The sequence below is a fragment of the Deltaproteobacteria bacterium genome (assembly GCA_026129095.1).
GTDB lineage: Bacteria > JAGRBM01 > JAGRBM01 > JAGRBM01 > JAHCIT01 > JAHCIT01.
Genome location: JAHCIT010000005.1, coordinates 55164 through 67528, shown reverse-complemented (window position 1 = coordinate 67528; position 12365 = coordinate 55164). Strand labels below are relative to the sequence as shown.

Annotated in this window: 9 protein-coding genes; 8 read left to right on the top strand and 1 reads right to left on the bottom strand. The window is 57.4% G+C overall.

Features of this window, described 5'->3' with window-relative positions; translation table 11 throughout:
• The first annotated feature begins 394 nt into the window (after window positions 1-394).
• From KIT79_08465 to moaA, 8 genes are read left to right on the top strand one after another with little or no spacing between them, the layout of a single operon-like run.
• Window positions 395-1372, top strand: coding sequence for a hypothetical protein (locus KIT79_08465; protein MCW5829334.1), 978 nt, complete (start codon window positions 395-397; stop codon window positions 1370-1372).
• Entirely contained in the window at window positions 1320-4805 is a 3486-nt protein-coding gene (locus KIT79_08460) for a molybdopterin-dependent oxidoreductase (protein MCW5829333.1), read from the top strand. Before KIT79_08465 ends, KIT79_08460 begins: the two co-directional genes overlap by 53 nt.
• A gap of 6 nt (window positions 4806-4811) precedes the next feature.
• A complete protein-coding gene (locus tag KIT79_08455) occupies window positions 4812-5060 on the top strand; it encodes a hypothetical protein (GenBank protein MCW5829332.1) in 249 nt (82 codons plus the stop codon).
• Window positions 5061-5090: 30 nt separating this feature from the next.
• Window positions 5091-6368, top strand: coding sequence for a 4Fe-4S dicluster domain-containing protein (locus tag KIT79_08450; GenBank protein ID MCW5829331.1), 1278 nt, complete (start codon window positions 5091-5093; stop codon window positions 6366-6368).
• A gap of 18 nt (window positions 6369-6386) precedes the next feature.
• A complete protein-coding gene (locus KIT79_08445) occupies window positions 6387-7148 on the top strand; it encodes a molecular chaperone TorD family protein (GenBank protein MCW5829330.1) in 762 nt (253 codons plus the stop codon).
• A 14-nt stretch (window positions 7149-7162) separates the two neighbouring features.
• Entirely contained in the window at window positions 7163-8830 is a 1668-nt protein-coding gene (locus tag KIT79_08440) for a c-type cytochrome (protein MCW5829329.1), read from the top strand.
• The gene (locus tag KIT79_08435) at window positions 8818-8976 is read left to right on the top strand and encodes a twin-arginine translocase TatA/TatE family subunit (protein ID MCW5829328.1); all 159 of its coding nucleotides are present in this window, start codon (window positions 8818-8820) and stop codon (window positions 8974-8976) included. Before KIT79_08440 ends, KIT79_08435 begins: the two co-directional genes overlap by 13 nt.
• Window positions 8948-9985 carry a GTP 3',8-cyclase MoaA gene (gene moaA / locus KIT79_08430; protein ID MCW5829327.1) on the top strand — a complete coding sequence of 346 codons (1038 nt, stop codon included), beginning with the start codon at window positions 8948-8950 and terminating at the stop codon, window positions 9983-9985. Before KIT79_08435 ends, moaA begins: the two co-directional genes overlap by 29 nt.
• 410 nt (window positions 9986-10395) lie before the next feature.
• Here the strand turns inward: moaA and KIT79_08425 are convergent, their stop codons facing one another.
• A complete protein-coding gene (locus KIT79_08425) occupies window positions 10396-12351 on the bottom strand; it encodes a response regulator (protein ID MCW5829326.1) in 1956 nt (651 codons plus the stop codon).
• Window positions 12352-12365 lie beyond the last annotated feature (14 nt).

The following is a 12365-nucleotide window of genomic DNA, read 5'->3' as shown; positions in this document are numbered from 1 at the left end:
CTCCAGTTACGGGGAAACCGTCGTGCCAGTTCGTAGAAGTTCGTAGGTTTCCGGACAAAAAAGCAAAGTCATGTGCGCCCTGTGGGGGCATAAGGCTGATATGAGGCGGGGCAGGTGAGTGACCTTCCTTGTGCTCCGAGTGGCCGGTATTCGGAGGTGAGATCCTCCACCAAAAATTTCAGATCAGCCCGGTCAGGGATCCATAGGGAGAGTTCTTGTCTTTCCAAATCTGTACCGACGTCCGTGGAAACCGCGCTTCTTCATTATTCTGATGATGATACCTGTCATATCGTGAGCCGCGGGGGTGTCGGTAACTAGGAAGTCCAAGCCGGTATTTTCTGTGGATATTTCATCTGTAGAGGTTATTGCCGGGAGTGCATTTGGAGAGAGGCGAATGGGCACAGACTTCGAATTCGATCCTCTCCTGATCGAGACGGCGATCGAATTGCGAATCCGGTCTGCTGTCGACCGGCTGGCTCACCGTCTTGAATCCGATTTTCGCCGACAGGCCGACAGGATATATGCAGAAACGGCGGTAGACGCGGTACGTGAAGCGAAATTCAGGACTGTATACCACTCATTATTCGAGAAACTCGGGTATCCCGAAGTTTTTCAGGAATCCCTGGCGGACTTTCCGCTCATCACGAAGCGGCTCAGGAAAATCGTCGTTTTCCAGGCACGCCAGTCTGGAGACGAGGGGGCAGATCTCCCCGGGAACCAAGACGCCTCCGCGGGAAACAATCAGGCAGCACTGTACATAACAGCTGGAAGCCTGACTGACGGCGCAAAACTGGACTCATTTCTCAAGTTCAGCTGGCTTCAGCTCCAGGACCTTGTAAATCCGGAGTTTGTCTATACCGGTGATGCGGTGTTTGCTGGCCGGCACCCGGCAGAAGTCCAGCAGCTCACCCGTGCATACTCACTATTGTGGGCCCTCTACGCAGATTACCGCATGCGGAAGGCGGGCTGGGCAGCCACAGATAAATATGCCGAGCGTCTTTCCGTGTTGGACCAGTTGTCAGGGGGGCAGGCGGCCGAATTCCAGCCGTGGCTGGACGCACACCGGACGATCACACATGAGCATCTTGCCGAGGCTGCAAGAGGACTCCAGCAGCAGCGGCGCCGGCTGCGAAGCGGGGCTATTTGTGAGTGTGGATTCTGCGGTTTCCCTGCGGCCGAGTTCGTCATGACCGGCGATATCCCGGACAAGGGCATCCTGAAAGACGCAATCGGGACATTTTACCCCGATGTTCACGGCGCCATCTGTGGCCAGTGCCAGGAACGGCTTGAAATCATGATCACAACTGCGGGAGCTGGTCATGCCAGCCAGCACCAGGAGTCACGGCAAGAGGAGACTTCCCTTGGGAACTGATATTTTCCGCCGCAAATTTCTTAAAGGTGCTGCCGCCGGTACGGCTGCGGCGCTCGCCTCACCACGGTTCTCTTTTGGATTTCTCCAGCCCACGGACATTGCCAATCCGCTCAGGCACTATCCGTCACGGGGATGGGAAAAGGTCTACCTGGACCAGTACCGGTACGATTCCCATTTTTCATGGGTATGCTCGCCAAACTGCACGCACGAGTGCCGGATGCGGGCGTTTGTCCGGAACGGCGTATTTATCCGGGCGGAGCAGAACTACGACAGTCACCGCATCACCGATCTGTACGGAAACCAGGCGTCCCACGCATGGAATCCGCGCGGCTGCTCGAACGGGTTTACGTTCCAGCGCCGGGTATACGGTCCGTACCGCCTGAAACACCCCATCATCCGGAAAGGTTGGAAAGAATGGGCAGATGACGGATTTCCCGAACTCACCGAAGCGAACAAGACCAAATACAAGTTCAATGCGCGCGGCCAGGACCAGTTCATCCGGGCCTCGTGGGATGAAGCCTATACCTATGCCGCCAAGGGGATGATCCATATCGCCGGGAAATACAGCGGCGAAGAGGGTAAAAAGCGGCTCCTGGATCAGGGCTATCAGCCGGAAATGCTGGAGCATTGGGAGGGGGCCGGAACGCGGCTGTTCAAGTGTCGCGGGGGCATGGGGCTTCTGGGAGTCATTGGCAAATACGGCATGTACCGGTTTTGCAACAGTCTGGCCTTGCTTGATGCAAAGGTCCGGAAAGTTGGGCCGGAAAAGGCCAAGGGCGGGCGTGTCTGGTCGAACTATACCTGGCATGGTGACCAGGCGCCGGGCCACCCGTTCGTTCACGGTCTCCAGGCGGCCGACTGCGACATGAACGACATGCGGGTCACCAAGCTGCACATCCAGATCGGAAAGAATCTCGTCGAAAACAAGCGCGCCGACAACCACTTTTTCATCGAGTGCATGGAGCGCGGCGCCAAGATAGTGACGATTACCCCTGAATATTCGCCGCCGGCAACAAAATCGGACTACTGGATTCCGGTCCGGCCAGCCAGTGATACAGCGCTTCTTCTCGGGATCACAAAGCTGCTGATCGACGAAAAGAAATACGACCCGGCGTTCATCAAGCGGTTTTCGGATTTCCCGCTGCTGGTTCGTGCCGATACGCTCAAGCGCCTTCAGCCGGCGGATGTAATTCCAGGATACAAGCCCAAGGACCTTTCGGACTCTCCCTCCATGAAGGAACAGGGCCTGACCAGAGAGCAACGTGAGACGCTCGGTGATTACATGGTCTGGGATATGAAAGCCGGCGCAGCTGTCCCGGTGAGCCGTGACGATGTGGGCACACGCTATGACAGTCTTGGCATTGATGCCGCACTTGAAGGGAAATTCAGGATAAAGCTTCTCGATGGGAAAACGGCCGAAGTTTATCCTCTGTTCGAACTCTACAAGCTTCACCTGAAGGATTACGACCTGGATTCGGTCCATGAGATTACCGGTGCTCCCAAGGAACTGGTGCGGCGGCTGACCAATGACATTGCCACCATCAAGCCGGTGGCGATCCATGTAGGAGAAGGACTGAATCACTGGTTTCATGCCACGGAGATGAACCGGGCGGTCTATCTGCCACTGATCCTTACAGGGAATATCGGTGAACCGGGTGCCGGAAGTTACACGTGGGCGGGGAACTACAAGGCTGCAATTTTCCAGGGGTCCAAGTGGTCAGGCCCCGGATTCAAGGGCTGGATAGGTGAGGATCCGTGGGAGCTGAACCTAGATCCCTCGGCAGATGGAAAGTCGATCCACGCTCATATGTATTCGAAGGACGAGGAACCCGGCTACTGGAATTACGGCGACAAGGCCCTAGTGGTTGATACGCCCAAATACGGCCGGAAATCATTCACCGGACACAGCCATATGCCGACGCCCACCAAGGTCATGTGGTTCACCAATGTCAACCTGATCAACAACGCCAAGTGGGTTTACGAGATGGTCCAGAACGTAAACCCGAATGTCGAATTGATCATGTCGACCGATATCGAGCTGAACGGGACGATTGAATACTGTGACATTGCATTGGCAGCAAATTCATGGGTCGAGGCGCAGGTGCATGAAATCACTGCCTCCTGTTCCAATCCATTCCTGCAGATATGGAAGGGCGGGCTGGCTCCGGTTTATGACACCCGCGACGATGCGCGAATCCTGGCGGAGATGTCGAAGAAGATAGGAGATCTCGTTGGAGAGTCGCGGTTTGCGGACATGTGGAAGTTCGTTCTGGAAGGTTCCACGGATGCCTATATCCAGCGTCTGCTCGACTCTTCCACCACGACACGCGGTTACAAGCTCGCCGATATCATGTCCGGCAAGTACGGGGAGTCCGGCGTCGCCCTTCTTAATTTCCGGACCTATCCGAGAGTGGCATTCTATGAGCAGATTCACGATCCACAGCCATTCTACACACCAACGGGCCGTCTCCAGGCATACAACGATGAGCCCGAGGTGATCGAATACGGCGAGAACTTCATTGTTCACAGGGAAGGTCCGGAAGCGACCCCCTACCTGCCAAACGTTATTGTCAGCTCGAATCCCTTTATTCGTCCGGAGGATTACGGGATTCCTCCCGGCCACATGGGTGCGGATGAGCGGCAGATCCGCAACATCAGGCTGCCATGGAAGGAAGTCAAAAAGACAAAGAACCCGTTATGGGAGAAAGGCTACAAGTTTATCTGCCTTACGCCGAAGTCCCGGCATTCCACCCATTCTTCCTGGTTTACGACGGACTGGCATTTCATCTGGAACAACGATTTTGGTGACCCCTACCGGCTGGACAAACGTGCCGCTGGCGTTGGTGAACATCAGGTTCATATCAATCCGCAGGCAGCCAGGGAAATGGGCATTGAGGATGGGGACTACGTGTATGTGGACGCTAATCCCGCCGACCGGCCGTATACCGGTTGGAAACCCGATGACCCGTTCTACCGGGTTTCCCGGCTGATGCTGCGGGCGAGATACAACCCTGCCTATCCGTATGGAATAGTGATGATCAAGCACGGTGCATGGATGGCAACCGAGCGTACCGTGAAAGCGGCCGAAACGCGCCCAGACGGGCGGGCCCAGTCACTCGATACGGGATACCAGTCGAACTACCGGTACGGATCCCACCAGTCGATCACACGGGGCTGGCTGATGCCGATGCATCAGCTCGACAGCCTGTTCCACAAGGCCAAAGTGTACATGAGCTACCTGTTTGGCGGCGAAGCCGACAACCACGCGGTCAACACCGTTCCGAAAGAGACACTGGTCAAGGTATCCAAGGCCGAAGATGGGGGCTTGGGTGGAGTAGGGCTGTTTGCGCCCACCAGGCGCGGGATGATGCCCGGAAACGAGTCCGGATGGATGCAACGCTATCTGGCTGGCGAGCTCACCCGGAAAGGTTGAAAGAAAATGCCAAAGAATGAACCCGATGTCGAAGACCCGTTCGAGATGGTCGGCATGCTGGTGCCCGGAGATGACCGGAAAATGACGGAATGTTTCGTCGAGGAATACATGATGATGGGATATTCGGACGAGGAGCTTCTCATGCTTTTCCGCGATCCCTTTTATCTCGGTGTCAACCGCATTTTCCAGCAGTACGGAGAGCAGTTTGTGATCGACGTGATCGGGCAGGTCCGCGGTGGCGGACTGTCCAGCTGACAAGTTTGTCATCCTCCAAGGAGAGTAGCGATGCCTAAAGTGCAAAACTGGCAGATCGGCCGAGAGATGAGCTACCCGCATGAGGAAGCGCATCCGGACGCGCAGTTTGCCTTCGTATTCAACATCAACCGCTGTATTGGCTGTCAGACCTGCACCATGGCGTGCAAGTCCACATGGACGTTCTCGCGGGGGCAGGAATACATGTGGTGGAATAATGTCGAGACCAAGCCGTACGGCGGTTACCCGCATGGATGGGATATTCGCATCCTCCAGATGCTCGAAGAACAGAACCCCGGCGGGCAAACATGGAGCGGAGAAGGTGGCGGCAAGGATGCCGCGTATGGCGTGTTCAAGGGGGATACAATCTTCGAGGCAGCCGAAAAGACCGGTGGCTCAGGCAATGGTGGCGGCCGTGTGCTGGGATATCTGCCGAAAGACGACGACTGGCGTTTCCCCAATATGGGCGAAGACGCTTCGACGAAATACCAGACTGGTCCGTTCGGTCTGGCCAAATCCGGAGCCGACCTTCCCGAGCATGGAAGCTGGTTTTTCTATCTGCAGAGAATCTGCAATCACTGCACCTATCCGGCATGCCTGGCCGCCTGTCCGCGGAATGCGATTTACAAGCGCAAGGAGGACGGCATCGTCCTGATCGATCAGGAGCGGTGCCGCGGGTATCGAAAATGCGTCGAGGCCTGTCCGTATAAAAAGTCGATGTACCGCTCGACCACTCGCGTCTCCGAAAAATGCATTGGTTGTTATCCCAGAATTGAGGGGAAGGACCCGCTCTGCAACGGGATGCCAATGGAAACAAGGTGTATGACGGCGTGCGTCGGCAAGATTCGCATGCAGGGACTGGTGCGGATAGATCCCAAGACGGGGGACTGGGCTGAAGAACCCGACAATCCGCTTTATTACATGGTCAAAGTCGCCAAGGTGGCCCTGCCGCTATATCCGCAGTTTGGCACCCAGCCGAACGGGTTTTACATCCCTCCACGCTGGGTATCCCGTCCATACCTGAGACAGATGTTCGGTCCCGGTGTTGATGGTGCGATAGATGCCTATGAACGGCCGTCGAGGGAATTGCTGGCCGTCATGCAGCTGTTCCGGGCAAGCCAGGAAATCATCTTCAAGTACAAAATTGAAAAGGCAGCGAAACCGGCGTTTGAAACAACCGTCCGTGGAAAGCCCTTCGCCCTGTATAACGACACTGTTGTTGGATACGGACCTACCGGAAAGGAAATCGTCCGCACGACAGTCGAGGAGCCGTTCCATATGCGACCGAAGCAGCATTACAACTCAATCTGAGCGGCTACCGGAGTGTATATGGACGACGACAGCAAACTACTCGATCTCGTGACACACAGCCGGCTATTCGGATTACTTGCGCTTGTCTTCATGGATTCTTCCGACGGGCCGGATACGGCAGCCATCTGTTCCGAATGCGAGGTCGTTTCCGACCTGCTTGGGATGATGGGGAATCCGATAGCAAACGGGCAGGCACTTGTTGCCGAGATCAGACGCCAGGCGGCGGCGGATAACCTGCGGGGACTCTATCCCCGGACATTCGGGCATGTTCCCGCAGGTGCGCTGTCGCCCTACGAGACGTCCTATCTTGGCGCCAGCACTTTTTCCCAGTCCCAGACACTCGCCGACATCGCCGGCTTCTACCTGGCGTTCGGTGCCAAACCGTCATCAGAATTTGCCGAACGCCCCGATCATCTGGGGCCTGAACTCGAATTTCTGGCGCTTCTCAATCACAAGGAGGCGTTGGCGCGGGATGATGGACGGCTGGAAGATGCCCTGATCTGTGAAGAGGCTCGCCGGCGTTTTGTCGAGGAGCATGCCGGACGCTGGGTGCCTGTTGTTTTTGATCGTATCGGGAAAAGCGCCGCTGGCGAGTGTTATCTCGCCGCCGCAAGCCTGGGAAAACTGGCTGTAAACCGGGAAATAGAACTTCTCGGGATCCAGGGCATATCCCCGGATCTCGCCCCGCCCCCCACAGAAAGAATTGCCGAGGAACACGCCCCTGACGTTTTCGGCTGCGGTGCCGCACCGGCAACAGATCAGGATTACGAGCTTTTTTGATGGAGGCTGCGATGATGTCCCGCTGGTTCTACTGGTTACTGCCTGTTGTAATTGTGATCTCCACCAGCCACGCCGTGGCGCAAACGGCTCCGGCTGCTGAACTGTTCGCTTCGAAGTGCTCCGTGTGCCATGGAGTAAATGGTGACGGCAAAGGAACAGCCGCTTATCTGCTCAGCCCCAAACCGCGTGACTTTACGCAGGGGGTTTACAAGTTCAAATCCACTTCCATAGGTTCGCTCCCGACAGATCAGGATCTGCTGAGAGTTCTCAAGGCAGGCATTCCCGGAACATCCATGCCCAACTGGGACATGCTTACCGATGCCGAGCTCAAGGGACTTCTCCAGCACGTCAAGTCATTTTCCACCCGGTTTCAGGAGGAAGAACCGGGAGAGCCAATCGCCATTGGTCCTCAGCCTCCAGTGGATCAGGAAAGCCTTGAACGCGGGAAGAAACTGTACAAGGTCAACGCCTGCGATACCTGCCACGGGGTTTCGGGTAGAGGCGATGGACAGTCTGCAATGGGCCTGAAGGGGGATGATGGCTATCCTGCCCGTCCAAGGAATTTTTCGTTTGGAGACCGTATCCGGGGAGGCAAGCAGCCTGCAGATATCTACCGGGCAATCATGGTGGGTCTGGAAGGAACCCCGATGGCGGGCTACGGCCTGAGTGAGCGGGATACCTGGGATCTGGTACATTACGTCCAGTCATTGGCCATCAAGCCAGCTCACCTGGTACGCCCCGGTGACGGCCTCGTACCGGTGAATGGAATCAGTGGTGAAGTTCCTGTCGATCCAGCCGATCCTGTCTGGCACCTCGCTCCGGGTGTACCGGTTCCGGTGCGGCCCCTGTGGGAGCGTGACCGGGCGCCTGACTATGTGATTGTCCGCGGCCTTACCAATGGCAGAGAGATCGGCTTCCTGGTCGAATGGCCTGATGAACTGGCCGACCGGTCCGTGCTCAGGACCGAGGATTTCCGCGACTCGGTAGCGCTCCAGTTTCCGGTTTTACCGGTATCTGCTGACAGCAGCGCGCCGTTTTACGGGATGGGTGAGAAGAGCAAGCTGGTCAATATCTGGCACTGGCGCGCCGACTGGCAGCAGGATGCGGCCCGCTTTGGGGATATAGCCAGCCAGTACTCGGGGAACGCGATCGACCAGTATCCACGGGAAGCCACGGAACAGAAGGTTTTCCTCACGGGCTGGGCGGCAAACAATCCAATGGCAAGCCGTACGCGGAGGAGCCCGGTCGAAGATCTCAATTCGGCTGGCCAGGGAAGTCTGACCTCACAGATGGAATCCGATCAGGACGTCGAGGGGCGGGGTATCTGGGCCGATGGAAAGTGGCGGGTTGTCTTCAGGCGGCGGCTCCGGACCGCTGGTGCAGGTGATGTCCAGTTTACCCGCGAAGCCGCTGATGCCTTGCGGATCGCTGTTGCCGTGTGGGATGGCCGGGAGGGCGACCGGAACGGCCAGAAACTCGTATCTGGATGGCATTCGTTCAATCTGGAATCCCCGGATGCGCTGAAAGGCGCACCATCCGGAAAGAATGGAAGTGGATGCGGCATGGGGGTTGCTGCCGATTCCGGGACCGTGCTGTTGCTGGTTGCACTTGTACCAGCCTTTGTGATCCGCAGGCGTTGGGCACGTTCCCGGGCCAGGCGAGGTGTTTCATGCTGGGAATAGGCACGACAGAACTGATCGTTCTCCTGGTCATGCTTCTCTTCCTGTTTGGGGGCAGCAAGCTGCCTGCGCTGGGAAGCTCCATTGGCCGGGGAATCAGGTCGTTGCGGGATTCCCTGCGTGGCAACGACGAAAGCGGGAGTTCGTAAAATCCCGGAAGGACAGAAGAGCGGGTGCCATTTGACGGCTGGGGTGACAACACGCGACATCAGCTTGCGGCTGTCAATAACGCCGGTGTGCCCGTTCAAATGTGCATACTGCCAGCCGGAAGGGCTGGCTGGAACCCCGTCGCTGCCGGTCCTGCCGGCCAGGACAATCAGCCGGCTTGTCTGGATGTTGTCGCGGATCGGGGTGAACCGCGTTCGCCTTACGGGCGGCGAACCGCTTTCCCGTCCCGATTGTGCCGGGATTATCAGCCAGATCCGTGTGAACCGGGAAATCAGGGATATCGCTCTGACGACGAACGGAGAATGGCTGGCCAGGCAGGCGCACCGGCTCCGTCAGGCCGGGCTTGATCGCATAAATATCCACCTGGACACGCTTCGCCCGGACCGCTTCCTGAAGATCACCGGCAGGGACCGGCTGGATGCAGTCATCGCCGGTATCGATACCGCCGTACAGGCGGGACTTTCCCCGGTGAAGGTGAATACGGTCCTGATGGCGGGCATCAACGACGATGAACTTGTCGATTTCTGCAATTTTTCGGTCAGCCGGAACATCACCGTCCGGTTCATCGAGCTGATGAACACCGGTCCGGCGCCGGAATTCGTGCATTCAAGGTTCGTTTCTGCTGACCATGCACGACGTATTATTGCACGGGAGTTTGATCTGATCCCATGCGTTGGAGAGGATGCTTCTGGGCCAGCCCGCGAATTCAGGATTGCCAACGGCGCCGGCAGAATTGGTTTCATTGCATCTGAAACCGAGCCGTTCTGTGATCGCTGCAACCGTATCCGGCTGACCGCCGACGGCCGTTTGAGGGGATGCCTGTATGAACCGGACGGCGTGGATATTCTCTCGCTGCTTCAGGAGTGGGAACAGGATGAAGCGGCGGCAGAAGGAAAACTGCGGCAGATCATCGCTGGCAAGCGGTCCTTTCACCCCGAATGCGGCGAGCAGGGGACACAGGCATTTCCCATGTCGGGAATTGGGGGCTGATTAGAACTCCCGGGTGGCAGGTTTCGACCTGACCCGGCCGAGATGGACCCAAACCTGCAATCTGACAGGGATATGAGGGGTTTAACTGCCGGGGGAAGGTGTGGTGGGAGATGCCGGGCTCGAACCGGCGACCCGCTGATTAAGAGTCCGGCCCTTTAACCCTCTCCAGTTACGGGGAAATCGCCGCGCCAGTTCGTAGAAGTTCGTAGGTTTCCGGACAAAAAAGCAAAGTCATGTGCGCCCTGTGGGGGCATAAGGCTGATATGAGGCGGGGCGGGTAGGGGTGTGGTTCCAGTTAAGGAGTGGAGACGACAATCTCCTAAGGGTATGGCGCGCCGGGGCATCTGGGTCGGCAGGTTCTGCGCTGATTATAAAGGACAGGCCGCAGGGTTTGCTTGGTTCCCAGCATTTCACGGTCTTTTCCGGTCAAGAGCGCTTCGCACCGCTCTGGCCAGATCGTCTGGATGGTAGGGTTTTCTGAGCAGTTCGGACGATTCATTCAGGAGAACGTGCTTGCCAGTCACGTCCGAAATGTGACCGGATACGAACAGGACACGGGTATCCGGCCTCTGCTGCAGGAGGCGGTCGGCCAGTGCCGGACCGCTCATCCGGGGCATGATTACATCGGAAAGCAGCAGGTGGACTGGTCCCGAATGCCGTGCAGCGGCTTCGAGCGCTTCCTCGCCATTGCCCGCCTCTATCACCTGGTAGCCAAACCCGGCCAGTATGCGTGCTGCTACGGTCCGAACCTCGGGCTGGTCTTCGACGAGCAGTATAGTCTCGCTACCACCGGTCACGGGTTGGATAGGCCGTGCGGACTGTTCCTGTGCGGCGGTATTCTCTGGTAGATATATCTGGAACTCGGTTCCCTCGCCCTCGCGGCTGCGAACCCGGATTAGGCCACCGTGGGCTTTCACAATTCCAAGCACGGTGGCGAGCCCCAGGCCTGTTCCTTTTCCGTCTCCCTTGGTGGTGAAAAACGGCTCGTAAATACGGGACAGGATGTCCTCGCTGATGCCAGTGCCGTTGTCGCGAACCGTCAGGACTGAGTAATGCCCCGGTTTTGCGTCAAAAAGTGGATTGAGGTTGGATGCGGACAGCTCCCCATTCCGGCTTTCAATCGCAAGTATGCCGCCGTGGGGCATGGCATCGGATGCGTTGATGCTGAGGTTCAGCAGAATCTGTTCCATTTGGCCCGGATCTACCTTTATGTGGCGGATATCGGATGCGAGGTGGAATTGCAGGTCTATGTCTTCCCGGACGAGCCGCCGGAGCATCTTCTCAAACCCTTTGATAATATCATTCAGGGTAGTCCGGCGTGGATTACGGGTGTCCTGCCGGCTGAATGTCAACAGCCGCCGTGTGAGATCGGCGGCCCGCTCGCCTGCCTGGAGAATCAACCCGGCATCTTCCTGCTGCCGGGCCTGGCCGGCGAGATTGTTACGGAGCATTTGTGCGTATCCGTTGATGACCACCAGCAGATTGTTGAAATCGTGAGCAATGCCGCCAGCGAGTTGGCCCACCGCTTCCAGTTTCTGGGCCACCCGGAACTGGCGTTCCATTTCGGCGTGCCGCTGCTCGGCCCGCCGGCGTTCTGTCAGATCCCGCTGTGTTGAGATGAAATTCGATATGTTTCCATCGCGGTCCCTGACCGGCGAAATATGCCACTCCGCCAGGTATTCAGATCTGTCCTTCCGGTAGTTGACCGTTTCGCCAGTGAATGGCTGTCCGGAACGGAGAGCCCTCTTCAGTGAATCCAGCAACTGCCGGTCGGTTTTGGATCCCTGGAACAGGCGGGGGGTTTTGCCGATCAGTTCACCTGGAGCATACCCCGTCAGCCGGCAGAGGTAGTCATTCACGAAGACGATGGTTGGACCGGGAGGATCAAGCCGGGCATCCGTCACCACTACACCCTCATGAATGCCTCGTATGGCGGCCTCCAGCAGGCGAAGCTGGTCTTCGGCCGCCCGATGGGCCTTGCGGCTCTCGTTTTCCCGAAGTGCGCGGCTGATGGAGGGAACGAGGCGCTTCAGGTTGGACTTGATCATGTAGTCATAGGCACCTGCCCGCATTGCCTCGACGGCCATATCCTCTCCGAGCGTACCAGACACGGAAATGAACGGGATGTCGGGCCGCATCGTCTTGAGGAGACGCAAGGCGGAAAAGCTGTTGAACCTGGGCATGTGATGGTCGCAGATCACCACATCCCATTCGGATTTTTCCAGCGCCGTCTGCATTTGATCAGCAGTCTCCACACGCTGGTAATCCACGGAGAATCCGCCATGACTGATTTCACGGATGGCGAGCAGGGCGTCATCCTCGGAATCTTCTATGAAAAGGACCCTGATCTGCGGGCTCTCACTCATTGTTACTTTCCCGG

Coding starts and splice junctions, on each gene's coding strand:
- KIT79_08465 (MCW5829334.1), top strand. CDS start 395: ATGGGCACAGACTTCGAATTCGATCCTCTCCTGATCGAGACGGCGATC.
- KIT79_08460 (MCW5829333.1), top strand. CDS start 1,320: ATGCCAGCCAGCACCAGGAGTCACGGCAAGAGGAGACTTCCCTTGGGA.
- KIT79_08455 (MCW5829332.1), top strand. CDS start 4,812: ATGCCAAAGAATGAACCCGATGTCGAAGACCCGTTCGAGATGGTCGGC.
- KIT79_08450 (MCW5829331.1), top strand. CDS start 5,091: ATGCCTAAAGTGCAAAACTGGCAGATCGGCCGAGAGATGAGCTACCCG.
- KIT79_08445 (MCW5829330.1), top strand. CDS start 6,387: ATGGACGACGACAGCAAACTACTCGATCTCGTGACACACAGCCGGCTA.
- KIT79_08440 (MCW5829329.1), top strand. CDS start 7,163: ATGTCCCGCTGGTTCTACTGGTTACTGCCTGTTGTAATTGTGATCTCC.
- KIT79_08435 (MCW5829328.1), top strand. CDS start 8,818: ATGCTGGGAATAGGCACGACAGAACTGATCGTTCTCCTGGTCATGCTT.
- KIT79_08425 (MCW5829326.1), bottom strand. CDS start 12,351: ATGAGTGAGAGCCCGCAGATCAGGGTCCTTTTCATAGAAGATTCCGAG.